Annotated in this window: 22 protein-coding genes and 1 pseudogene; 16 read left to right on the top strand and 7 right to left on the bottom strand. The window is 72.0% G+C overall.

The features are described from left to right. Positions 1–38 precede the first annotated feature (38 nt). Both IE195_RS11275 and IE195_RS11270 read right to left on the bottom strand, forming a co-directional pair. The gene (locus IE195_RS11275; protein ID WP_191270303.1) at positions 39–1040 is read right to left on the bottom strand and encodes an iron-siderophore ABC transporter substrate-binding protein; all 1002 of its coding nucleotides are present in this window, start codon (positions 1038–1040) and stop codon (positions 39–41) included. Positions 1041–1132: 92 nt separating this feature from the next. Then, positions 1133–1900: a siderophore-interacting protein gene (locus tag IE195_RS11270; RefSeq protein ID WP_191270562.1), complete on the bottom strand. Its 768-nt coding sequence runs from the start codon at positions 1898–1900 to the stop codon at positions 1133–1135. A gap of 277 nt (positions 1901–2177) precedes the next feature. On the opposite strand from IE195_RS11270, the gene IE195_RS11265 reads away from it, so the two are divergent. Beyond that, the gene (locus tag IE195_RS11265; protein ID WP_191270301.1) at positions 2178–3905 is read left to right on the top strand and encodes an ABC transporter ATP-binding protein; all 1728 of its coding nucleotides are present in this window, start codon (positions 2178–2180) and stop codon (positions 3903–3905) included. Next, positions 3902–5734, top strand: coding sequence for an ABC transporter ATP-binding protein (locus IE195_RS11260; RefSeq protein ID WP_373295653.1), 1833 nt, complete (start codon positions 3902–3904; stop codon positions 5732–5734). The genes IE195_RS11265 and IE195_RS11260 overlap by 4 nt, the downstream gene beginning before the upstream one ends. A 69-nt stretch (positions 5735–5803) precedes the next feature. On the opposite strand, the gene pdxA is transcribed toward IE195_RS11260, so the two are convergent. The 3 genes from pdxA to IE195_RS11245 form a co-directional block, all read right to left on the bottom strand. Next, positions 5804–6829, bottom strand: a complete 1026-nt coding sequence (gene pdxA, locus IE195_RS11255; RefSeq protein ID WP_191270299.1) for a 4-hydroxythreonine-4-phosphate dehydrogenase PdxA — start codon at positions 6827–6829, stop codon at positions 5804–5806. Between the two features lie 92 nt (positions 6830–6921). After that, positions 6922–7401: a hypothetical protein gene (locus IE195_RS11250; RefSeq protein ID WP_191270297.1), complete on the bottom strand. Its 480-nt coding sequence runs from the start codon at positions 7399–7401 to the stop codon at positions 6922–6924. Positions 7402–7552: 151 nt separating this feature from the next. Further along, positions 7553–7951, bottom strand: a complete 399-nt coding sequence (locus IE195_RS11245) for a winged helix-turn-helix transcriptional regulator (RefSeq protein ID WP_191270295.1) — start codon at positions 7949–7951, stop codon at positions 7553–7555. 116 nt (positions 7952–8067) lie between these two features. On the opposite strand from IE195_RS11245, the gene IE195_RS11240 reads away from it, so the two are divergent. Beyond that, complete coding sequence (locus IE195_RS11240) at positions 8068–8925, top strand: SDR family oxidoreductase (protein WP_191270293.1); 858 nt, start codon at positions 8068–8070, stop codon at positions 8923–8925. A 68-nt stretch (positions 8926–8993) separates the two neighbouring features. Here the strand turns inward: IE195_RS11240 and IE195_RS11235 are convergent, their stop codons facing one another. Further along, the gene (locus IE195_RS11235) at positions 8994–9515 is read right to left on the bottom strand and encodes a hypothetical protein (RefSeq protein WP_191270291.1); all 522 of its coding nucleotides are present in this window, start codon (positions 9513–9515) and stop codon (positions 8994–8996) included. A 288-nt stretch (positions 9516–9803) separates the two neighbouring features. Between IE195_RS11235 and IE195_RS11230 the strand changes: the two genes are divergently transcribed. Continuing rightward, complete coding sequence (locus IE195_RS11230; protein ID WP_191270289.1) at positions 9804–10598, top strand: SAM-dependent methyltransferase; 795 nt, start codon at positions 9804–9806, stop codon at positions 10596–10598. A gap of 67 nt (positions 10599–10665) precedes the next feature. On the opposite strand, the gene IE195_RS11225 is transcribed toward IE195_RS11230, so the two are convergent. After that, on the bottom strand, positions 10666–11586 hold the full coding sequence (locus IE195_RS11225; RefSeq protein WP_191270287.1) for a ketopantoate reductase family protein: 921 nt from the start codon (positions 11584–11586) through the stop codon (positions 10666–10668). Positions 11587–11957: 371 nt separating this feature from the next. On the opposite strand from IE195_RS11225, the gene IE195_RS11220 reads away from it, so the two are divergent. From IE195_RS11220 to IE195_RS26165, 12 genes and pseudogenes are all read left to right on the top strand, one after another. Beyond that, complete coding sequence (locus IE195_RS11220; protein ID WP_191270284.1) at positions 11958–12266, top strand: hypothetical protein; 309 nt, start codon at positions 11958–11960, stop codon at positions 12264–12266. Positions 12267–12517: 251 nt separating this feature from the next. Continuing rightward, complete coding sequence (locus tag IE195_RS11215) at positions 12518–13531, top strand: Gfo/Idh/MocA family oxidoreductase (RefSeq protein ID WP_191270282.1); 1014 nt, start codon at positions 12518–12520, stop codon at positions 13529–13531. Then, positions 13515–14393, top strand: a complete 879-nt coding sequence (locus tag IE195_RS11210; RefSeq protein WP_191270280.1) for a sugar phosphate isomerase/epimerase family protein — start codon at positions 13515–13517, stop codon at positions 14391–14393. The genes IE195_RS11215 and IE195_RS11210 overlap by 17 nt, the downstream gene beginning before the upstream one ends. Further along, entirely contained in the window at positions 14390–15670 is a 1281-nt protein-coding gene (locus IE195_RS11205; protein WP_191270278.1) for a M20/M25/M40 family metallo-hydrolase, read from the top strand. Before IE195_RS11210 ends, IE195_RS11205 begins: the two co-directional genes overlap by 4 nt. Then, a complete protein-coding gene (locus IE195_RS11200) occupies positions 15667–16806 on the top strand; it encodes an Ldh family oxidoreductase (RefSeq protein WP_191270276.1) in 1140 nt (379 codons plus the stop codon). Before IE195_RS11205 ends, IE195_RS11200 begins: the two co-directional genes overlap by 4 nt. Beyond that, positions 16803–17726 (top strand): Gfo/Idh/MocA family protein, encoded by a 924-nt coding sequence (locus IE195_RS11195; protein ID WP_191270274.1) that lies wholly within the window; start codon positions 16803–16805, stop codon positions 17724–17726. The genes IE195_RS11200 and IE195_RS11195 overlap by 4 nt, the downstream gene beginning before the upstream one ends. Next, positions 17723–18193, top strand: coding sequence for a DUF6917 domain-containing protein (locus IE195_RS11190; RefSeq protein ID WP_191270272.1), 471 nt, complete (start codon positions 17723–17725; stop codon positions 18191–18193). Before IE195_RS11195 ends, IE195_RS11190 begins: the two co-directional genes overlap by 4 nt. 159 nt (positions 18194–18352) lie before the next feature. Then, entirely contained in the window at positions 18353–18880 is a 528-nt protein-coding gene (locus IE195_RS11185) for an EF-hand domain-containing protein (protein WP_191270269.1), read from the top strand. 94 nt (positions 18881–18974) lie between these two features. After that, on the top strand, positions 18975–20180 hold the full coding sequence (locus tag IE195_RS11180) for a DegT/DnrJ/EryC1/StrS family aminotransferase (protein WP_191270267.1): 1206 nt from the start codon (positions 18975–18977) through the stop codon (positions 20178–20180). Continuing rightward, positions 20177–21322 (top strand): DegT/DnrJ/EryC1/StrS family aminotransferase, encoded by a 1146-nt coding sequence (locus IE195_RS11175; protein WP_191270265.1) that lies wholly within the window; start codon positions 20177–20179, stop codon positions 21320–21322. The genes IE195_RS11180 and IE195_RS11175 overlap by 4 nt, the downstream gene beginning before the upstream one ends. A 91-nt stretch (positions 21323–21413) precedes the next feature. After that, positions 21414–22556, top strand: a pseudogene (gene iscB, locus IE195_RS11170) (RNA-guided endonuclease IscB); the annotation flags it as partial. Positions 22557–22639: 83 nt separating this feature from the next. Further along, positions 22640–22969, top strand: coding sequence for a hypothetical protein (locus IE195_RS26165; RefSeq protein WP_225942415.1), 330 nt, complete (start codon positions 22640–22642; stop codon positions 22967–22969). The last annotated feature ends 15 nt before the right edge of the window (positions 22970–22984 follow it).

Raw genomic sequence — 22984 nt, 5'->3', positions numbered from 1 at the left:
GGCGTCACGGGTGCCGAAGAGCGTTCCTGCGGGGGCGGTCAGTCCTCCAGGGTCTCCTGGATGAGGGGGACGATCCCGTCCAGGGCGTGGTTGACGCCCAGGGTGGAGCCGCTGGAGAAGGCGTTGACCAGCTCCGGGTCGTCCAGGACGATCAGGCGTCCGTCCTGGGCGGAGGGGATCCCCTGCAGGACCGGGTCCTCGTTCAGGAACTCCACGGCCTCGGGGCCGCCGATCGGGAAGACGACGGTCAGGTCGGCGTCCAGCTCCTCCACGAGCTCGGAGCTCAGGTCGGAGTAGAAGGCGCCGTCGGCCATCTCCACGAGTTCGGGCTCGTACTCGAAACCGAGCTCGGCGAGCACGTCCACCCGGGTGTCACCGGGGACGTAGGCCCCGTACTGCCCGTCGAAGTAGGCGCCCACCGCGATGGTGAGGTCCGCGAAATCGGGGTTGTCCGCCCGCAGCTGCGCGAAGCGGTCCTCGAGTTCGGTGACCAGTTCCTCGCCGCGCTCCTGCTCGCCGAGGACCTCGGCGACCTGGCGGGTCTGCTGCTGCCAGCTGGTGCCGTAGGTGACCTCGACCCCGGGCGGCGGGCCGACCACCGGGGCGACCGGGGAGAGGAGTTCGTACCGTTCCTGGGAGTTGTCGGAGCGCGTGTCGAGGATGACGTCGGGCTCCAGGGAGGCGATCGCCTCCAGGTTGGGTTCCATGGTGCCGAGCTGCTCGGGCTCTGAGTCGAACAGGTCGGACGCCCAGGGGCCCACGCCGGTGCCCCCGTACCCCTGCCAGTCGGCGACGCCCACCGGCTGCACGCCCAGGGCGAGGGCGGTCTCTGCGTCGGACCAGCCGAGCGCGACCACGTTCTCGGGGCGGTCCTCGATCTCCACGTCGCCGAAGAGGGTCCCGACGGTGACGGGGTAGCCCTCGGCCGTCTCGCCCGTGGGCTCCGCCGAGGTGTCGGAGCCGCCGCAGGCGGTGAGCAGGACGGTGGCCAGGGTTCCGGCGGTGATCAGGCCGAGGCGGGTGGGCGGACCGGGGTTCATGGGACCTCGCTGTCGAAGATGAGCTTAGCCTTGCCTAAGCCGAGTTTGACCAGGTTAGCGCTTCTCGTGAACGGTGCGGCCACGGGGTGGGGTCAGTCGACCCCCGCGACCCCGGCGCGCCAGTAGCCCACGAACGTGATGTCGTCCTTGGCGACCTCGTGCTCGCGCACCAGGGCGCGGCGCAGCCCCGTGGGCAGACCGTTCTCCCCGGCCACCCAGCAGTACGGGCGCCCCTTCGGCAGGGGCCCGGACCGGACCGTCTCCAGGGCCAGCCGCCCCGGGACGGCGTGCGCGTCCTCGCGCGGCAGCCAGTGCACCTCCACGCCGGGCGGCGCCTGCACCGGGCGGACGTCACGGGGTGAGGGGACCTCCAGGTAGACCTGGGCGCGCAGGTCCCTGGGGGCCTGCTCGACGATGGACAGCAGGGCGGGCACGGCGCTCTCGTCACCGACCAGCAGGTGCCAGTCCGCCTCGGACGGGGGCAGGTAGTAGATCCCCTCGGGGAACAGGCCCACCTCGTCGCCCACTGCGGCCGAGGCCGCCCAGGTCGAGGCCGGGCCCCCGTCCTCGTGCGCCACGAACTCCACGTCCAGCTCCAGGGCCTCGGGGTCGAACCGGCGCATCGTGTAGTTGCGCACGTAGGGCCGCACCTCGTCAGGCATCTCGCGGTACTCGGGGTACCAGCCGTCCTCGTCGGAGTCCGGCAGGGTCAGCCGCTCCTGGCCGGGGCGCCGGAGGAAGACGCGAACGCACTGGTCCAGGCCCAGGAACTCGAACCGGGCCAGGTCCGGGCCGCCGAAGGTCACGGTGATGAAGTGGTCGGTGGTCCGTTCGGCCCGCACGACCCGGGCGCGGATCATCTGGCGGTGGCTCGGGTGCTGGATGCGCAACGAGAGGCCCTTCGATGGCGGGTACGTCGGTGGAGCGTGAGGTTAGCCTAACCAATATCATGACTCGTAGGAAAACGCCCTTCCAGGTACGGAACGGTCATCCTGTGGTCGGAGGGCGCGCCCGGGATAGCTAGGATTGCCCGGTTGGACGTCTGACACGAGGGGACGGGAAACGGATGACCACGCCTGGGGGGCCGACCCCGCGCCCCCGCGGACGGGACGGACAGGCCCCGAACGGAGACGCCCCGTGACCGAAGCCCCCGCCCCCGAACCCGTCCCCGCCACCGCTCGGGAACTGCGCTCGCGCACCCTGCGCCGCCACCGCGGCCGCGTCACCCTCGGCGTCATCCTGCTCTCCCTCCACCAGGTCTGCGAGGCACTCGTCCCGGTCGCCATCGGCCTCACCATCGACCTCGCCGTCTCCACCGGAGACGTCACCGCCCTGCTGTGGTGCGTGGGCGGACTGGCCCTGCTCTTCGCCGTCCTGGCCTCCGCCTACCGCTTCGGCGCCCGCTTCACCCTCGACGCCCTGGAACGCGAGGCCCACCTGCTGCGGCTGGAGTCCGCCCGCCGCATCCTGCACCCCCGCGGAGAGCGCAGCGGCCTGCGCTCCGGCGAGGTCCTGGCCGTGGCCACCTCCGACGCCGAACAGGCCGCCACCTATGTGCGCGCCTGGGCCGTGGGCATCGCCCAGGCCACCGGGATCGTCGTCACCACAGTCGTCCTGCTCACCATCAACATCCCCCTCGGCCTCGGCGTGCTCCTCGGCGTCCCGCTCATGCTCCTGCTGCTGCGCGTCCCCGCCGCCCGCATCACCCGCCGCACCGAGGCCAAACAGGCCACCGCCGCCCGGGCCACCGCCATGGCCACCGACCTCGTCGGCGGTCTGCGCGTACTCATGGGCATCGGCGCCCGGCACAACGCGGCCCTGCGCTACCGCGAGGTCAGCGACCGCGCCCTGACCGCCTCCGTCGGCGCCGCCGCCACCAACGGCCTCTACAAGGGCCTGGTCACCGCCACCGGCGCCCTCTTCCTGGCCTGCGTCGCCGGAACCGCCGGGTGGATGGCCCTCCGGGGGCACCTCACCGTCGGCGAACTCGTCATCGTGGTCGGCCTCGCCCAGTTCCTCGCCGAACCCGTCCAGGTACTCGGCATGGTCGGGCAGATGTTCGCGATCGCCCGCGCCTCGGCCCAGCGCCTGGTTCGCCTCCTCAACGCGCCCGACGCCGTCACCCCCGGCAACCGGACCCTCCCCGACGCGCCGCACGCCGTGGAGCTCCGGGGGGTCAGCCACCGCACGCTCGACGGCGTCGACCTGACGGTCGCTCCGGGGGAGCTCGTCGGGGTGCTCACCACCGACCCCCGGGACGCCGAGTCCCTGGTCGAAGTCCTCGCCGGACGGGCCGAGGGGGCCGGAGGCACCACCCGGATCGGCGGGGTGCCCGTGAGCGAACTCGACCTCACCTCGCTGCGCGCGACGGTGCTGGTCGAGGAACACGACAGCGTCCTGTTCGAGGGCACCCTGCGCTCCAACCTGGTCACCACCGACGGACGTCACCGCGACGACACCGCCCTGCTGGCCGCCCTGGCCGCGGCCGCCGCGCAGGACCTGGTCACGGGTCACCCCCGAGGGCTCGACCGGCCCGTCACCGACCACGCCGCCAACCTCTCCGGCGGCCAGCGCCAACGCGTCGCCCTGGCCCGCGCCCTGGTCGCCGACCCGCCGGTACTGGTCCTGCACGACCCCACCACCGCGGTCGACGCCGTCACCGAGGAGGTCATCGCCCGGGGCACGGCCGAGCTGCGCGCCGGACGCGCCCCCCTCGGCGCCACCCTCGTCATCGCCGGCAGCCCCGCGCTGCTCGCCCGCGCCGACCGAGTGGTGGTCCTGCGGGAGGGCAGAGTGCACGCCCTGGGCACCCACGCACAGCTGGCCGAGGACGACCCCCACTACCGCGAGGCGGTGCTGCGTTGAGCACGGAACCCACCACCGAGGCCGGCCCCGGGGAGACGGAACCCGCCACCGGGACCGGACCCCGGGAACACCAGGGGCCCGACAGCGGGCCGGAGCTGCTGCCCACCGCAACCGCCAAACGCACCGGGGCCGTGCTCGCCGACGGGGTCCGCGCCGCCCCCCGGGCCACCGCACTGGCTGTCGCGACCGTACTCGCGGGCAGCGCGGCCGGACTCGTGGCGCCCTGGGTCCTCGGCTCTATGGTCGACGACATCTCCGCCGGGGCCGGACCGGACGCGATCCTGCGGTCGGCCGTCCTCATCGCCGCGGCCGCCCTGGTCGGCGGAATCCTGGTGGGGCTCGGCGCCTGGCAGGTCAGCCGGGTCGGCGAGACCATCCTCGCCCGGTTGCGCGAACGCGTGATGGAACGTGTCCTGCACATGCCCGCCGCACGGCTGGAGAGGGTACGGATCGGAGACCTGCTCTCCCGGGTCGGCGACGACGTCGCCGTGGTCACCACCGCCATCGCCCGCAACGGCCCCGAGGTCGTCACCGCCCTGGCCGTGGTCGTGCTCACCACCGGGGGCATGACCGCCCTCGACTGGCGCCTGGGCCTGGCCGGACTGGCCGCCGTGCCCTTCTACGTCTGGGCGGTGCGCTGGTACATGCCCAGGTCGGGCCCCTACTACGCCCGGGAGCGCATCGCCATGGGCGAGCGCTCGCACGCCCTCATGGGCGCCCTGCGCGGCCGCGGCACCGTGCGCGCCTACCGGCTGGAGGAGGAGCACGAACAGCGCATCGCCGACCGGTCCCGCACCGCGATGCAACTGACCCTGGACGTGTTCCGGCTGTTCACCCGGCTCGGCGCGCGGATGAACGGCTCCGAGTTCGTGGGGCTGGGCGCCGTGCTGGTGGTGGGGTTCTGGCTGGTCCGAGGAGACCTCGCCACCGTCGGCATGGTCACCGCCGCCGCCCTGTACTTCCACCGGCTCTTCGGACCGCTGGGCTTCCTCGTGATGAACTTCAACGACGTCCAACAGGCCGGTGCGAGCCTGGCCCGCCTGGCCGGGGTCGTGGACCTGCCCACCGCCCGGGACCCGGGCGCCGAGGAGGGCCCCGCCGGGTCCTCCCTGCGTGTGGAGGGGGTCAGCCACACCTACGCTCCCGGCGCCCCCAAGGCCCTGGACCGGGTGGACCTCAGGGTCGCCCCGGGCGAACGGGTCGCCCTCGTCGGTGCCAGCGGAGCCGGCAAGACCACCCTGGCCGCCGTCGTCAGCGGCCTGCGCACCCCCACCTCGGGAACGGTGTACCTCGGCGGGACCCCCCTGGACGAACTCGGCGAACAGCGCGTACGCGAACACGTCTTCCTGGTCAGCCAGGAGACCCACGTGTTCGCCGGGACGCTCCTGGACGACCTGCGCCTGGCCCGAGCCGGGGCCACCGCCGCGGAGGCGGAGGAGGCATTGGACGCCGTCGACGCCCTGGACTGGGTGCGGGCCCTCCCCGAGGGCACGGCCACCGTCGTGGGCGAGGGCGGCCACGCGCTCACCGCCGAACAGGCCCAGCACCTGGCCCTGGCCCGACTCGTCCTCGCCGACCCGGACCTGGCGGTGCTCGACGAGGCCACCGCCGAGGCCGGGAGCTCCGGGGCACGCCGGTTGGAGAGGGCCGCGGTCGCCGCCACCAAGGGCCGCACCACACTGGTGGTCGCGCACCGCCTCACCCAGGCGCAGACCGCCGACCGCGTGGTCGTCATGGACCAGGGGAGGATCGTGGAGGAGGGCACCCACGAGCGCCTCGTCGCCGACGGGGGGCGCTACGCCCGTCTCTGGCGCAGCTGGCAGGGCTGACCCTCCGGCCGCCGGAGGAGAGGGGCCCGGGCCCGGCAGGAAACGTCGTTCGGGCCCGGGCCCCCGGCCTCAGCCGCCGTACTCGGCGCGGATGCGGTCGGCGAACCGGGCGAAGTCGGCACCGTGCAGGAACGCCGACCTCATGGTCCCCGGGTCCGCGACCCCCTGGCCCGCGATGTCGAAGGCGGTGCCGTGGTCCACCGAGGTGCGCAGGATCGGCAGTCCCACGGTCACCGAGACCGTCCCGTCGAAGTCGACGGTCTTGGCCGCGATGTGCCCCTGGTCGTGGTACTGGGACAGCACCCCGTCGAAGCGCCCCGCCAGGAGCTGGTGGAAGACCGAGTCGGCCGGAACCGGGCCGTGTACGTCCGCGCCCCGCTCGCGCACCGCCCGCACGGCGGGGGCGATGTGCTCGATCTCCTCGTCGCCGAAGGCTCCGTTCTCCCCGCCGTGCGGGTTGACGGCGGCCACGGCCAGCCGGGGCTCGTCGTCACCGAACACCCGGAGCGCGGTCAGCGCCTCGTCGATGCAGCGGACCTGCTGCTCCCGGCTGATCCGGTCCAGAGCCCGGCGCAGGGACACGTGCCGGGTGGCGAAGAAGATCTTCTTCCCGCGCACCACGAACATGGTGTTCTGCCGGGTGGCGCCGGTCAGCGCACCGAGCATCTCGGTGTGTCCGAGGTGCTCGCTGCCCGCCGCCCAGACGGCCTCCTTGTTGATGGGGCCGGTGACGATCCCGGCGACCTCCTTGGCCATCGCGGAGGCGGTGGCGACCTCGACGGCGCGTACCGCGGTGGCGCCCGCCCGGGCGTTCACCTCGCCCCAGGGCAGCTTCGTACCGCCGAGGAACTCGATGTCGAGGCAGTCGATCACCCCCTCCCGCTCGGGCGGCAGGGTGTCCCAGGTCGAGAAGGAACGGATCTCCGCGTCGATCCCGCACAGGCGTGCCGCCCTGACCAGCACGGACGGGTCGGCCACCACCACGCCGCGCGCGGCGGCCCCCGTCCCCACCTCCGCGAGCGCGCGCACGGTGATCTCCGGGCCGATGCCGACCGGATCGCCGACGGTCACGGCCAGGATCGGTCGTTCTGTCATGTTCGTGTTCCTTCCTGTCCGGGACGGGGGCGGCACGGTGGCGCTCCCCGGGTACGAGTATCCCCACGGGCGGGACCGACAGCACTGACCGTTCAGGTGTGGCCCGGCTCGAACGAGTCCTCGTTGAGGACGACGGACGCGCCGTCCGGTACACACGCCTCGGGCAGGTCGGCCCCCCACTCCGGTTCGGCGTCCCGGTGGCCGCCTCCGGCGGTGAAGCGGTCTCCGTCCACGATCGTTCCCATCGCGGGCTCCTCGACCCCGCCCCGCCCGTCGTCCAGGGGGGTGACGTTGGCCGGCCAGAGCGGAGCCGCTGATCCCACGACCTCCCCGGAGGCATCATCCCGGAAGAGGACGACGAGGCAGCGCTCCTCGGGCAGATAGGCGAGTTCCCCGTGGACCAGGGCCTCCATCGAGCTCGAGAAGTCGTGCACGAGAATGCGCGGGTCGTCCCCGAGGGTGGTCACCTCGTCCCGTCCCGGTCCGGGGGACGCTTGTTGCGGTTCCGGGGACGCGCACGAGGTCAGCAGTACGACGGCCAGGAGGAGCGGGAGGGAGCGCGCTGTCGGCACGGCGGGTGCACCTTCCAGGAGACGGAGGGGTTGCGGATCGGACGCCCCCGGGGCGCGCACGGTTCCCCGTGCTGTCTTCCCGGCCGGGCCCCGAACCGACCGCGGCCCTGGTCGAGGCGGCCCCGGCCGCTCACCGGGACCCCATTCGTCATCAACCCGGAAAAGCAGTGGTCCTCCCCTGGGAGACGTGCGCCTGCACCCAGTCCAACAGGGGCAGCAGGAGCGCGGTGACCTCCGCGCCGTCTCCGGTCAGGCTGTACTCGACGTAGGGCGGCACCACCGGTTTGGCGTCACGCGCCACGAGGCCGTCCGTCTCCAGGGTGCGCAGGGTCTGGGCGAGCATCTTCTCGCTGATGCCGTCGATCCCGTGCCGCAGGTCGCTCCAGCGCCGCGGCCCCTCCGACAGACCGACCAGCACCAGCACCCCCCACTTGCTGGTGATGTCGCCGAGCAGGGCCCGCGACGGGCAGCCCGCGGGCAGGACGCGCCCGCCGATGCGGGGAAGCTCCGTCCGGGGCTCCTTCTTGCGAGTGTCCTGAGTGGTGTCCATCCTCCTAACTTACCAAAAGGTGCGTACCCCACTCATGGAATGTGTGAAAGAGACGGCTCGTTGGCACCTAAGAACTGTCGGGAGGTCTTTCCGACAGGTGATCGAAGGGAGACCCCATGTCCGTCGTCGTCACCGGTGCCACCGGCCAACTGGGCCGCCTCGTCGTAGAGTCCCTGCTGGAGAGGGGGTACCCCGCCGAGGACATCACCGCCACCGGCCGTGACACCGCCAGGATCGCCGACCTGGCCGACCGGGGCGTCACCGTACGTCGAGCCGACTTCGAGGACCCGGAGTCGCTGCGGGAGGCCTTCCGGGGAGCCGACACCGTCCTCCTGGTCTCCGGCACCGAACTCGGCCGACGGGTGGAACAGCACGGCAACGCCATCCAGGCGGCCAGGGGGGTCGGGGTCGGGCACCTCGTCTACACCAGCGCGCCCAGGGCCGACGAGACCACGCTGGTCCTGGCACCCGAGCACAGGGCCACCGAGGAACTCCTCGCCGCCTCCGGGCTGACCCACACGGTCCTGCGCAACGGCTGGTACAACGAACTCTCCCAGCAGGCACTGGAGCAGGCCCGGGCACACGGGGCCTTCGCGGGCAGCGCGGGTCGGGGGCGCACCGCCAGCGCGGCCCGCCGGGACCTGGCCGAGGCCGCTGCCGTGGTGTTGGCCGACCCCGCACCGCACGCCGGGGCCGTCCACGAGCTCAGCGGCGACACCGCCTGGACCAACGAGGAGCTCGCCCGGGACCTCGGTGAGCTGCTGGGGCGCGAGGTCCGCTACCGGGACCTGAGCCCCGAGGAGCACCGCACCGTGCTGGCCGGGGCAGGCCTGGACGAGGACACCGTCGAGTTCGTGGTCACTCTGGACCGCAACGTCCGCGACGGAGAACTGGCGGCCACCCCTGGAACCCTGTCCAAGCTGATCGGACGCCCCACCACCCCGGTGGTCGAGACCCTGCGCGGACTCCTCTGAGGGTTCCGTCCGGGGTGCCGGGCGGCACCCCGGACGGCGGGAACCGTCGACACCCGTCCAGGGGCGGATCAGCACTCGGGCGGGAACTCGTCGGCACTCACCAGGGTGCCGTCTCCGGGGTCCTCCGTACCCACGTACACACCGTCGTCGGCGGCCAGAAGCTCGGTGTTGAAACTCAACGTGGCGATGTCGTGCTCGGCTTCGTCCTCGAGCGCGTCGGCTGAGGTCACGCCCAGCGTGTACTCCGTGGCCGCCGACTCCGGGACGACCCGGTAGGCGGGCGCCCCCTCGCTGTCGGTGATCTCCCAGTCCTCCCCGGGGGCGGACAGGTCCACCTCGACCTCGTCGCCGGGGAAGTCCCGGGTGGCGTGCAGCTGCCACCCGTGCTCCTGCGAGTCCAGGTCGATCCGCGCGGGAGGGCTGTCCCCGCACCAGGAGATCATGACGACGGGGAACTGGTGTCGGGCGGAGAAGTGCCCGGTGGCGACGGCACCCGCGGCGCCCCCGTCGGACATGCACGAGGTCAGGAGCAGACACGCCGGGGGCAGGGCTACCAACTGTCTGAGGGTGGCTCTGTCGAGGACTGGCATGCCGTGATTGTGCCAACCGGCTTCACGCGTTGTGCGCCCTTCGGGACGGCTCCGCAGGGCGGTGGGAACGAAGAACACAGGTCACACCGGGCCTGGGGGAATCCGCCGCGGAGTGTCGCTTCGGCGTGTCCCCGCGGGCGGTCCGGGCCGGAGGGCACCGGGCGCCCGCCCCGGCCCGCCCGCCGGAGGAGATCCGGCTGCATCCCCTGCGCCGTGGGTGATCCGGTGTTACCCGATGACCGTAGGATCAGGGCACTGATACGGCTATACGCGGTGAGGTACCAAACGATGAGCGACCAGGCTCCTGCGATCGACACGACGATTCCGCACTCGGCACGGGTGTGGAACTACTGGCTGGGCGGTAAGGACAACTACCCGGTGGACCGGGAGGCGGGGGAGCAGTTCCTGAAGGTCTTCCCCGGGATCGCGCAGCTGGCGCGTTCCTCTCGGGCCTTCCAGGAGCGCGCGGTCAGACACCTGGCGGGTGAGGCGGGCGTGCGGCAGTTCCTGGACGTGGGTACCGGCCTGCCCACGCACAACAACACCCACGAGATCGCGCAGTCGGTGGCCCCCGAGGCGCGGATCGTCTACGTGGACAACGACCCCCTCGTGCTGACCCATGCGCGGGCCCTGCTGACCAGTTCGCCGGAGGGGCGCACCCAGTACGTGCACGCGGACCTGTACGATCCCGAGCTGATCCTGGAGAAGGCCGCCGACCTGCTGGACCTGGACCAGCCGGTCGGTCTGATGCTGATGGGTGTCCTGGGACACGTGCAGGAGTACGAGGAGGCCGTTTCGATCGTGCGGCGTCTGCTCGCGGGTCTGCCCTCCGGCAGTTACCTGACCGTCAGCGAGGGCAGCAACGTGCACAGTGAGGAGAACGCCGAGGCCCAGGGCGAGTACAACGAGAGCGGCGCGGTGCCCTACGTCCCGCGTACCCCCGAGCAGATCGGCGGCTACCTGGAGGGGTTGGAGCTGGTGGAGCCGGGGCTGGTCTCGGTCACCCGGTGGCGCCCCGTACTGAGGGGGGACGGTCCTCCCGCCGAGGTGGACCAGTACGGCGGGGTCGGCCGCAAGCCCTGACGGGCGGGCCCACCCCCGGGTACGGCTCCCCGGGACGGCGCTTTCGCCGTCGCCCCGGCGGGGCCGGTCAGCCCCGGGCGGCCGAGTACACGCTCAGGTGCGTGTGGGCGAGGGAGAAGAGCGGGGTGGGAACCCCGAGTGCGCGGCCTCTGGCGACCAGGTCGCCGACGATGTGGTCGCCCTCCACCGGGTTGTCGTGGGTGAGGTCCCAGTACATGGACGTGGAGGTGTCGCGTTCGGTGTCGGAGACGACGTCGTTCGCGAACTCCAGGATCCGCTCGCCGGGCGGGTGGCCGGCGGCGGTGGCCACGGCGACGGCCTCGGCGAGCATCCCCGCGCTGAACTCGGCTCCGCCCGGGGCCCGGTTGACCCGGCCGATGGGGGCGCGCATCAGACAGGTGACGGCGCCCAGGCTGGCCAGGAAGATCCACTTGTCCCACATCTCCTGACGGATGTCCTCGGCGGAGCGGGCGGTGAACCCGGCCCCCTCCAGGGCGGTGTGCACCCGGTCCGGGCCGACCACGGGGGAGTCGGAGAGCGGCCCGTAGACGAGTTCGCTGATCCTGCCGACCTCGACGATGCCACCCCGCTCGTCCAGGCGGGTCATCACCATGCACACCCCGCCGTAGACGCGGTCCGGGCCGAAGCGCCCGGTGAGCACGTCCAGGTGGCGCATGCCGTTGAGGAAGGGCAGCACGACGGTGTCCGGGCCGACCGCCGCGGCGAGGTCGTCGACGGCGCCGTCCAGGCCGTAGGACTTGACCGAGACGATGACCAGGTCGTAGTCGGGTGTGAGCCGGTCGGCGGTGACCGCGCGGACGGGGACGTTCTCGGTTCGCCCGTCCAGGGTGTGGATGTCCAGGCCGTGCCCGTTGAGGAGTTCGGCGCGTGCCGGGCGGGCCAGGAAGTCGACGTCGCGTCCGGCACGGACGAGTTTCGCTCCGAAGTAGCCGCCGACCGCACCCGCACCCACGACAAGGATCCTCATGTCACTCCCGGTTCGACGGCCCCTGTGGAACAGGCAGAACGTATGACGACGGGATGCCCTGCCGCAAGGGCGGCCCGGCGGCCTGTGGACGACGGCGCTCCCCGCCCGACGCGATCCGGAGCGAGCCGGGGCGACCACCTTCTTCCGGATGTGTTCATGGAATGAGGTGAAATTTGTTTTTATGACCATTTTTGAGTCTCGTGCTGTTCGGGTTCTGTTCCGGGTGTGCGGTTGTCCGAAAAAGGAATGGTCGGCCAGGGGGTTGCGGTGTGCCGCGGCTTCGGAGAACATCTTCCTGCTGTCCCTCCGGGTTGTTTATGTCGGAGGGGCTGTTCCTGTGGAATGTGCACAAGAAAGAGGGAGGATGCGGGATGAGGGCTCTTTCCGCTGCTGTCGTCCTGGCCCTGGGGGGTCTGCTCCTGGGGGCGGCGCCCGCTCACGCGGCGACCGGTGAGGTCGTGGTCTTCACGACCGAGTTCGAAGACCTCGTTCGTTACCCGGACCCCGGGTCGGGCAGCTGTGTGCGGCTCCCCGGTACCGCACACGTGCTGGTCAACCTGACCGACGCGGACGTTCGCCTGCACCCGGGTCCCGGGTGCTTCGCACCGGGCGTGCTCGTGGAGCCGGACCGGGGGTGGCACGCTCCGCCCAGCGGTCTGTTCAGCTTCTCGGTGGCCTGACCCGGGGCTGGCGAAAGGGACAAAAGGGTATGTGTTTCGGATTCCCTGTTCTTCCCGTCTTTTCGTGCGGTTGGGGAATGCCCGATGGTGTGGTTTGGGGTATCCGGTCTGGCTGTGTTTTTGACACGGTTTTCGCGTGTGGTTCATGATGTGTTCCTGCTTCGATGGCCCCGTGCCCCTGGAAAACGGCCCCGGGCTCCCTGGAAAGGGCGCGGGGCGGGGACAGCGAACCGGAAAGGTGCACGCCCCTCATGCTGCACACCCTCATCGTCGGCCTGGGCAGATCGGGACTGGGACTGCATGCGCCGTCGCTCGCCAAGGCGCGGGCGGCGGCCCCCGCCCACTTCGCTCCGGGGCCGGTACTGGGGTACGACCCCCACCGCGGCCGGGCCGGGGGGGTCCTCACGGTCCCCTCCCTGGAGGAGGCCGCCCGGCGCCGTCCGCCCTCCGAGACGGTCGTCCACCTGTGCACGCCGCCGCACCTACGGGCGCGGATACTGCGGGACCTGGCACTCCTGGGCTACCGCATGGTCATCGTGGAGAAGCCCCTGGCCCTGGACCTGGCGGAACTGGCCGAGATCGCCCGGCTGCGCCGCCGCTGGGGGATGGACCTGACCGTCTCCACCCCGTGGTCGGCCAGCTCGCTGAGCCGGCGGCTGCTCGCGGTACGCCACGGCGGAGCCTTCGGACGCCTGCGCGCCCTCACCGTGCTCCAGCACAAACCCCGCTTCACCCGCACCCTGGAGTTCCCGGGGCACCCCAGCGCCTTCGACGTCGAGGTCCCCCACGCCCTGGCCCTGGCGGTCGCACTCGCGGGCGGGGCCGACGTCGCCTCGGCCGAACTGTCCGACATGGCCGTCGCCGGAGCCCGGCTGCCCGGCCTGGGCGGGGCACGCCTGGACCTGGTCCACCACACCGGGGTGCTCACCCGGATCGAGTCCGACCTGACCGCGCCGCTGCGTGAGAGGCGCATCGTGCTGGAGTTCGACGAGGCGGTGCTGACCGGCCACTTCCCGTGCAGCGAGGCCGACCACACCGCGCAGCTCTCCGTGGCCGTCCCGGGACACGAACCGGCCCGGTCGGTCTTTCCCGACGACGCGCTGACCGAGCTCCTGGGCTCCTGCTACGCGCGCTACTCCAGTTCTCCCCGTCCCCCGGGCGAACTGTCGGTGCACGTGGAAGCGGTCCGCCTGCTGGTCGAGGCCAAGAACCTGTGCTCACCGCACACCGCGGACCGGGAGGTGAACAGTGCTGTCGGAGCCTGAGCCGTTCCGCCTGGCAGGGATCGGGGACGAGGCCGCACCGGGGCTGCCGGAACAGCTCACGGCCGTGACGGAGCTCGGTTGGAACCTGCTGGAGCTGCGCACCCTGGAAGGTGTGCCCGTCGCCGCCCTGCCGGAGGCCGACTTCGCTCGGGCGGCGGAGCAGATCCGTGCGCACGGTGTGGAGGTGGTCGCCGTCGCGGCCAAGATCGGGGACTGGTCACGCCCCGCGACCGGGGACTTCGCGGTGGACCTGGCCGAACTCGACGTGCTGGCCCGGCGCTGCGCGGTCCTGGGGACGCGCATGGTGCGGATCATGTCCTACCCCTCCGGAGGGCTCGCCGAGCCCGAGTGGGGGCGGCTGGTCCTCTCCCGGATGCGTGAACTGGTCCGGCGCGCCGAGGACTCGGGTCTGGTCCTGGTGCACGAGAACTGCGCCGGGTGGGCCGGAGATGACGCCGACCGGGTCCTGGACCTGATCGCGCGGGTCGACAGCCCGGCACTGCGGGTGCTGTTCGACACCGGCAACGGGGTCGCCCACGGCTACGACGCCGTGACCATGCTCCGCCCGCTCGCGGAGTACGTGGCCCACGTCCACGTCAAGGACGCGGTCAGCCTCCCCGGCGGCGACACCGCCTACGTACGACCCGGTGAGGGCGGGGCCGGGGTGGACGAGTGCCTGCGGGTCCTGGCCGAGCAGGGGTACCGGGGAGCCCTGTCCATCGAACCCCACCTGGCTCTGCGCCCCCACCTGGGGGCGGACGGCGCCGACCCGGGCCGCGGCGACCGGGCCGCGTTCGTGGAGTACGGGCGGGCACTGGAGGAGATGGTGCTCCGGATCCGCGAGACGGAAGAGACCTCATGACGCTGACCGATCCGGACCGCGCCCTGCTGCTGCGGTTGCTGGACACACCCACCGCGGGCCCCCTGGAGGTCGGTGACGCCGGCCCCGCCCCCCGCCTGTGGGAGGCCCAGCACGAGTACGCCCGCGCCGCCGAACGGATCGGGTTCAGGGTGGTCCGCCACGCCCCGGCCGAACCGGCCGACCTGGCCGCGGACGGGGTGCCCGCCACGGTGCGCGAGGCCGCAGCGGACCCCGGTTTCCTGGCCGACCAGCCCAGCCTGGTCCTGCGCCTGGGACCCGAGGAGGTGCCGCGCGAACGCACCGTGATGTTCAACGTCCACCTCGACACGGTCGCGGGGGGACCACCGGTCGCCTTCGACGGGGAGGTCTTCCACGGCCGGGGAGCCATCGACGCCAAGGGGCCCGCGGTGGCGCTGCTGTCCGGGGTGCGCGCCGCCCGGGAGCGTTCGGCGGCCCTGGGCCGCGACAGCGCGGTGATCGTCCAGGCGGTGGCCGGTGAGGAGGGCGGCGCCATGGGCGTGCTGGGCACCCGCCCCCTGGTCGAACGCGGCCACGTGGGCCGCCTCAACGTGTTCTGCGAACCCACGTCCGGGAGGTTCCTCACCCGCTCCACGGCATCGATGACCGCCCGGGTGTCGGTGCACGGCGACGACGCCGTCGACGACCGGCCGCACACCGGGCACAACGCCTCGGTCCTGTTGGGGTTCCTCGCCCAGCGGATGGGCCGCTCCCTGGACGGGCGCGCCCGCGAGGGGGCGGTGTGCGTGGCCGGACTGCACACCGGCACCCTGCACAACCGGGTGTACGGCACCGGAGGCCTGCTGCTCAACCTCTCCTACGGCGACGCCGGGGCGGGCCACGCCCTGGAGGAGGCCGTGACCACGGCGTTCGACACCGCCGTGGCGGAGTTCTCCCACTCCTTCGCGGACACCGCCCTGTTCGCCCGGACCGCCAGGGACGCACGGCGGCTCACCCGGCTGGACTGGCCCAAACGCGGGCTGCCGGTGCTGGACGACCGCGACGGGTGGGGACACGACCTGCTGCGCGGGGCCGGGATCCCGCCCTGGCCCGAGGACGAGCCCGCCTTCACCTGTGACGCCATCTGGATGGCGGGCGTCCCCGGGGCCTGCACGGTCGTGTTGGGCCCCGGGGACCTGGCCGCCAACGGCGCCCACGGCGACGCGGAGTTCGCCCGCCTGTCGGACCTGGACGGGTTCGCCGCCACGGTGGCCCGCCTGCTGACCTCCTTCACCGACGAGACGATTGGACGACTGTGACGACCCTCTCCCCGGAGTCCCCGGGAGCCTCCCCGCCGGGAGCGACCGTCCTGACCGACCACGGCGCCCTGCTGTCCTTCCTCAGGCAGGTGTTCACGGGCCGGGGCGTGCCCCCGGGCCGTGCGGCCGAGGCGGCGCGGGCCCTGTGCCACGGCGATCTGACCGGGATGGACTCCCACGGCGTCGCCAACCTGGCCCGGCTCTACCTGCCCCTGCTCGACGAGGGGCGGGCCGACCCCCGGGCCGAGCCCCGGATCCTGGCGGACCTGGGTGCGGCCGTGCTGCTCGACGCCGACCGGTCCCTCGGGCTGTGGGCGGCCCCGGAGGCGATGGACCTGGCCGTGCGGCGGGCCGAGAGCCACGGGGTCGGGCTGGTGTCGGTGCGCGGCGCCACCCACCTGGGGTGCGCCGGACACCCGGCGCTGCGCGCGGCCGAACGCGGGCTGGTCGGCGTGGTGGCGAGCAACTGCGGGGGCCAGCGCATCGCCCGGCCCCCGGGCGGTGCGGTGACCATGCTGGGCACCAACCCGCTCGCCGTGGCCGCCCCGGCGGGCGCGCACCCCCCGTTCCTGTTGGACATGAGCACCACGGCCGCGCCCACCGGCCGGGTGCGGCAGGCGGCACGGGAGGGCCGTTCGCTGCCCGAGGGACTGTTGTGCGACGACTCCGGCTCCCCGGTCACCGACCCGGCGGAGTTCGACGCCGGCCGGGCCCACCTGAGGTGGTTGGGCGGCGAGGTGGGCCGTTTCAAGGGTTTCGGCCTGGGGCTGATGGTGGAGGTGCTGTCCGCCGTGGTGTCCGGTTCGGGGCGCGGCCCCCACGCCGACGCCCTGGCCGGTGACGGAGGGCCCGGCGGTCGGGACGACGACATCGGGTTCCTGCTGTTGGCCATCGCCCCCGACGCGCTGCGCGCAGGGGCCCGAGCCGACGCCGAGGACCTGTTCGGGGCGGTCGCGGCGTGCCCTCCCCTCGACCGGGACCGACCGGTGCGCTACCCGGGCTGGCACGAACACCACAGGATGCGGGAGCGGTCCGCCCGTGGGGTGCCGTTGGCCGCGGACCTGTACGCGGAACTGGTGGAGGTGGCCGCACGGGAGGGCGTCCCCGCGCCGCCGGTCTCGGGGGAGGTGCGATGAGCGGGCCCCTGCGGGTGGGAGTGGTCGGGCTGGGGGTGATCGCCCGCTTCCACCTGGCGGCTTTGGCCGCCTCCCCGGACTGGGACCTGGTGGCGGTGTGCGACCTGGACCCGGCCAGGGCCCTCGAACCGCGGCCGGGTGTGACCGGGTACACCGACCACACCCGGATGCTGGCCGAGGCCGGCCTGGACGCGGTCGTGGTCACCGCGCCCAACGACACGCACGCCCGGATCTGCGCCGACGCCCTCACCGCCGGGGCGGCGGTGTGCGTGGAGAAGCCCCTGGCACTGGACCTGGCGGAGGGGGAGGCGCTGGCCGCCCTGGCCCGGGAAAGGGGGGTGCCGTTGACCACGGCCTTCCACCGCCGCCACAACTCCGAGTTCGCCGCCCTGCGGGAGCGGATCGGCGGGCGGACGGTGACGGAGGTGACCGTGCGCTACCTGGAACGGATCGAGGAGCACGCGGGCTCCGACACCTGGTACCTGGACCCGGAACGCTGCGGAGGCGGGTGTGTGGCCGACAACGGGCCCAACGCCTTCAACCTGGTGGAGGCACTGCTGGGCCGGGCCGAGGTGACCGGTGCCCGGGTCGGCTACGACGAGGCCGGGGTGGACCGGTGGGCCGACGTCACGATGGTCTCCGGGCGGGCCCGGGCCCGGGTGCTCCTGGACTGGTCCCATCCCGGTGAGCGCAAGGACGTCGAGGTGCGCGCGGCCGACGGCCGGGTGTGGACGGCTGACCTGCTGTCCGGGCGCCCCGCCTTCAAGGAGTCGCTGTGGCACGAGTACGAGGGCATCGCCGCCGAGTTCGCCCGGCGGGCGCGCCGGGCCGGGGCGGTGGGCGAGGACGGTGTGTCGGAGCTGCGCCTGGTCGGTGAGGTCTACCGGACGGCGCTACAGCAGGAGGGGGCGGGGCGGTGAACCCGTACGAGGACGGGCCCAAACGAGAGGTGACCGCTGACCTGGTCAAGGTGCTGGTGCACCGCAGGGACGAGCGGGGGATGCGGTTGGAGCCGTTCGCGAGCCGGTGCGTGCGCGCGGGTGAGGTCCATGAGCTGGTGGCGACCGACCACACCGGGACCGCCGCGGGTTCCAGGATCGACCGGGTGGGGTTCCTGGGCTTCGCCGAGGTCATCCGTGCGGGGGTCGTGGACCGGGGCGACGAGGTGTGGATCGGCTCCCGCCGGGTGGGCGTGGTCCTGGGGTTCGACGCGTGCCACGCGCCCAACCACTACAACGTGTTGGTGCACGCCGATCCGGTGCCGACCGGGAGCGATCTGGAGCTGTCACCGGGTGAGCCGGTCGTGTTCCGCCAGGGGGTACCGCTGGACACGGCGGGCCACCCTTTCGCGCAATCCTCCATGAATTCTCGCAAATGTCCGATATAAAAATTCAATAGGGTGGGGAATTCTCTTTGCTCTGGCTTTTGAAGAGTTGTCCGGTGGGGTAATCTATTGGCGACGCCGAGGTGATCACCCGGCCCTCCTGGGGCTTCTTTCCCCGATGTTTTGTTGCCACTTTCCGTGATTTTTTGTGGAGGATATCCTATGACGACTGCCACCAAGTCCAGTGAGCGCCTCGAAGAGCGTTTCCGCCTGTGGGACAACGACGGCAACGGCGTGATCGAGCGCTCGGACTTCGAGGCCGAGGCCGACGACATCATCAACCGGTTCGGTGCCCAGGACAGCCCCAAGGGTGCGGAGCTCCGGGCGGCCTACCTGGGCATGTTCGACCTTCTGGCGAACGCGGCCAACACCGACCGCATGAGCAAGGAGCAGTTCACCGAGGTCGCCATGCAGGAGATCGTCAGCAAGGGTGACGCCGGTTTCGCCCGGGTCGTCCAGCCGACGATCCAGGCCATCGTCGATGTCCTGGACGTCGACGGTGACGGCGAGATCAGCCGGACCGAGATGGAGAAGTGGTTCGCTTCCATCGGTCTGAGCGGCGCACAGGCCGACAGCGCCTTCACCGACATCGACACCGACGGCAGCGGCAACCTGTCCACCGCCGAACTGGTGGCTGCCGTGCGCGACTACCACCTCGGCAAGAACGACATCCCCCTGCTCGGCGTCTGACCTCCCCCGGAGCCAGAGTCCCGGTTCGGCCACGAACCCTCGTGGCCGAACCCCCGCCCCCGAACCCCCAACCATTCTCCGCGAAGCGGGAAAAGTGAATTCAGTTCTTTCCTCCCAGGATTTTGAAGAGCATAGTACACGCGGACCGGGAGTCCCCTTCTTCGACCAGTCGAAGACCTTTCGAAGACTGTGGGAGGAGATCAGGGAGAACTGCGTCCGTGTCATGGACGACGGTAAGTTCTCCCACGGCGCCACGGTCGCCGAACTCGAACGCGCGCTGGAACACCACACCGGGGCCCGACACGTCGTCGGCGTCAACTCCGGGACCGACGCCCTCGTTCTGCTGCTGCGCGCCGCAGGGCTGCGCCCCGGGGACGAGGTGATCGTCCCCGCCTACACCTTCGTCGCCACCGCCACCGCCGTCGTGCACGCCGGCGGAGTCCCCGTCTTCGCCGACATCGAGGAGCACGGGTACGGCATCGACCCGGCCTCGGCGGCACGGGCCCTCACCGAGCGCACCCGCATGATCATGCCGGTCCACCTCTTCGACCGGCTCGCCGACATGGAGGGCGTGAACCGGCTCGCCCGCGCGCACGGGCTGACCGTGCTGGAGGACAGCGCGGAGGCCATCGGCATGCGTTCGGGCGGAACACACGCCGGGCTGCTCAGCACCGGAGGCGTGCTCTCCTTCTTCCCGGCCAAGACGCTGGGGGCCGTCGGTGACGCCGGGGCGGTCCTCACCGACGACGACACCATCGCGGAGACCGCGCGGATGCTGCGCCACCACGGCCGATCCGGGCGCACCCTGGCCGCCTTCCCCGGCATCTCCAACCCCACTGCCGTCACCGGGTGCAACAGCAAGATGGACGACATCCAGGCCGCGGTGCTGCTGGCCAAGCTCACCCGGCTGGACGCCGACATCGAACGCCGGGCCGCCCTGTCGCGCCGCTACGACGAACGGCTGAGCGACCTGCCCGGGGTACGCGCGGTGCCGGGCGGTACCGCCCCCCGCCCCGGAGAGGACCGGGTGGTCTACGTCCACCTCGTCGAGGTGGACGACCGCGACGGACTGGTGGCCCACCTGACCGCCGCGGGCATCGGCACCGAGGTCTACTACCCGCGCCCGCTGCACCTGCAGCCGTGCTTCGCCCACCTGGGCCACCGGCCGGGCGACCTGCCCCGGGCCGAGGCGGTGTGCCGCTCGGCCGTGGCGCTGCCGCTCTACCCCGACCTGGAACCGGAACAGGTCGACCGGGTCTGCGACGAGATCGAACGCTTCCTCACCGGGGGGACCAGGTGACCGTGACCACGGAACGGGCCATCCCGTTCTTCCCGCCCGACCTGTTCGACGGCGACCGCGAGACCCTGCTGGACGCCCTGTACGAGGTCGGCACCGACCCCGAACAGAAGTTCATCCTGGGACGGCGCACGGCCCGGTTCGAGGAGGCGATACGCGCCCGCCTGGGCGCGGGCGAGGCGGTGGCCTGCTCCAGCGGGACCTCCGCGCTCACCCTGGTTCTGGCGGCCCTGGACCTGGGCCCCGGCCAGGAGGTGATCGTCCCCGCCTTCGGGTGCGCGCCCCTGGCGAGCACCGTCCTGTCCCTGGGCGCCACCCCGGTGTTCGCCGACATCGTCCCGCAGACGATGACCATGGACCCCGAGCACGCCCGGACACTGGTCAGCGACCGGACCCGGGTGCTGATGCCCGCCCACATGTTCTCCGTCATGGCCGACATGCCGCGCCTGCGCGCCCTGGCCGACCAGGCGGGCGTACGGCTCGTCGAGGACGCGGCGCTGGCCCAGGGAGGCGTACTCCGGGGCCGCCCCGCCGGGCTGTGGGGCGACGCCGGGGTGTACTCCTTCGTCCAGGTCAAGACCTTCGGCATGCCCGGAGAGGGCGGCGTGGCCCTGTCCGAGGACACCGGGCTCGCCGACCGGGTGCGGATGCTGCGCAACCACGGCCAGGACGGACGCAACAGGTTCCTCCACCACCGCGTCGGCCACAACAGCCGCTTCGACGAGGTGATGGCCGCCTTCCAACTGCACCGCCTGGCCGGACTGGAGGAGCGCCTCGCCCGCCGTGCAGCGATCTGCTCCTACTACTCCGAACAGTTCCGCGACCTGGCCGACGCGGGGATCGTCGCGCCGCCCGCGGGCGGGGACGGCCGCTTCCCCTACGTGTACACGCTCCTGTGCGAGGACCGCGACGGGCTGCGCGACCACCTGGCGGCGGAGGGGATCGACACCCACGTCTACTACCCCAGGATCCTGCCCGAACAGCCCGCCTTCGCCCCGCACGCCCGGTCCGACGGCCACTGGCCCCGGGCACGGGACGCGGCGCGCCGCAACATCTCCCTGCCCCTGTACCCGCACCTGACCGACGCCCACGTCGAGCACGTGGCCGCGGTGGTTCGCGCGTTCGCCCTTGGGAGGCAACCGTAAAGGGATCTCGGGTCTGAGGGCCCGGGCTTTCAACCCCTGTGGTTGAGGGCCGCCTTTACCAGCACCAGCCATCACCGAGGAGGTGACCTTGATGGCTACGTTCCGCGTAGGACAGCAGACCCACCCACCTGTGCTTCCTCAGCAGGTGGCTCTGGAATCGGAGTCAGCAGACAAGCCCCGGATCGGGCACGAAACGGGACTCCGAGACCGCCGCCAGGCGGTACCCGGCGCGGACCCTGTGCGAGGGGAGACCACCAGCACCTCACCTGGTGCCGGTGGCGTCACCCCCAACCCTGTTGGGGAGCGGGGCCGTGAGGCCCACACCAAGAACACCGCACTGTATGCGTTCGTCCTGGACAAGAACGGTGTCCCGCTACAGCCGTGCCCGCCCGCCCGGGCCCGCAAGCTCCTGACCAAAGGGCGCGCGGTGGTGGCCCGGCACACCCCTTTCACCATCCGCCTCACCGACCGCACCGCCGCGGAGTCCGAGGTGGACGGTGTCCAGGTCGGGATCGACCCCGGAAGCAAACACACCGGCATCGCCCTGTTCACCCACCAAGCGGAGGAGCGCCGGGGCCGGTACAGCATCCAGCTCAACCACCGGGGCGCAGCTATCCGTAAGAAACTCGACCAGAGGTCCGCCTACCGGCGGCGGCGCCGGAGCGCGAACCTGCGCCACCGCACGCCCCGGTTCTCCAACCGCACCCGCCCCCGAGGGTGGTTGGCACCCTCGCTACGGCACCGGGTGGACACCACCCTTTCGTGGGTGGAGCGGCTGTGTCGGTGGGCGCCGGTCAATGCGGTACACGTGGAGCGGGTCGCCTTCGACACCCATGCCCTGTCCGCCGGGAAGCCGTTGGAGGGGGTGGAGTACCAGCAGGGGACTCTGGCCGGGTTCGAGGTGCGTGAGTATCTGCTGGCTAAGTTCGACCGGGCCTGTGTGTACTGCGGGACTGTGAACGTGCCGTTGAACATCGACCACGTGTATCCCCGCTCACGGGGCGGGTCGGATCGGGTGTCGAACCTGGTGCTGGCGTGTGTGCCCTGCAACCAGGCCAAAGCGGGCCGGCCCGTCGAAGAGTTCGTGACCAGCAAACGCACCCTGGCCCGGGTCCTGGCCAGGGCAAAAGCCCCGCTACGGGATGCGGCTGCTGCGCAGTCCACCCGGTGGGCGCTCTGGCGCGCGTTGGACCGGTCCCTGCCCACCCATGTTGCCTCGGGTGGGCGCACCAAGTTCAACCGCACCCGCAACCTGCTGCCCAAGACCCACACCCTGGACGCCCTGGCCGTCGGCAAGATCGGGCCGTCACCCAGACCGTGGACCGGGTACTGGTCGCCGGGTGCGCGGGCCGGGGCTCCTACGCACGCACCCGCACCGACAAGCACGGATTCCCCCGGCTGCGTCTGCCCCGCACCAAACACTTCTTCTCCTTCGCCACCGGTGATCTGGTGCGGGCCGTGGTGCCCAGGGGCAAGAAGGCGGGCACGCACACCGGGCGGGTCGCGGTACGCGCCTCGGGCAGCTTCAACATCACCACCGTCCAGGGCACTGTCCAGGGCGTCAACCACAGGCATGTGCGTCTGCTCCAGCGGGCGGACGGCTATGCCTACACCTGGAAGGAGGAGGGCGTTTCCTCCCGGCCTTGAAGGGCCGGGTTTCCA

The organism is Nocardiopsis terrae (genome assembly GCF_014651695.1).
GTDB lineage: Bacteria > Actinomycetota > Actinomycetes > Streptosporangiales > Streptosporangiaceae > Nocardiopsis > Nocardiopsis terrae.
The sequence above is the reverse complement of the archived record's forward strand: the minus strand, read 5'-3'. Positions and strand labels throughout refer to the sequence as shown.

Coding starts and splice junctions, on each gene's coding strand:
- IE195_RS11275 (WP_191270303.1), bottom strand. CDS start 1,040: ATGAACCCCGGTCCGCCCACCCGCCTCGGCCTGATCACCGCCGGAACC.
- IE195_RS11270 (WP_191270562.1), bottom strand. CDS start 1,900: ATGATCCGCGCCCGGGTCGTGCGGGCCGAACGGACCACCGACCACTTC.
- pdxA (WP_191270299.1), bottom strand. CDS start 6,829: ATGACAGAACGACCGATCCTGGCCGTGACCGTCGGCGATCCGGTCGGC.
- IE195_RS11245 (WP_191270295.1), bottom strand. CDS start 7,951: ATGGACACCACTCAGGACACTCGCAAGAAGGAGCCCCGGACGGAGCTT.
- IE195_RS11240 (WP_191270293.1), top strand. CDS start 8,068: ATGTCCGTCGTCGTCACCGGTGCCACCGGCCAACTGGGCCGCCTCGTC.
- IE195_RS11235 (WP_191270291.1), bottom strand. CDS start 9,515: ATGCCAGTCCTCGACAGAGCCACCCTCAGACAGTTGGTAGCCCTGCCC.
- IE195_RS11230 (WP_191270289.1), top strand. CDS start 9,804: ATGAGCGACCAGGCTCCTGCGATCGACACGACGATTCCGCACTCGGCA.
- IE195_RS11225 (WP_191270287.1), bottom strand. CDS start 11,586: ATGAGGATCCTTGTCGTGGGTGCGGGTGCGGTCGGCGGCTACTTCGGA.
- IE195_RS11220 (WP_191270284.1), top strand. CDS start 11,958: ATGAGGGCTCTTTCCGCTGCTGTCGTCCTGGCCCTGGGGGGTCTGCTC.
- IE195_RS11215 (WP_191270282.1), top strand. CDS start 12,518: ATGCTGCACACCCTCATCGTCGGCCTGGGCAGATCGGGACTGGGACTG.
- IE195_RS11205 (WP_191270278.1), top strand. CDS start 14,390: ATGACGCTGACCGATCCGGACCGCGCCCTGCTGCTGCGGTTGCTGGAC.
- IE195_RS11195 (WP_191270274.1), top strand. CDS start 16,803: ATGAGCGGGCCCCTGCGGGTGGGAGTGGTCGGGCTGGGGGTGATCGCC.
- IE195_RS11185 (WP_191270269.1), top strand. CDS start 18,353: ATGACGACTGCCACCAAGTCCAGTGAGCGCCTCGAAGAGCGTTTCCGC.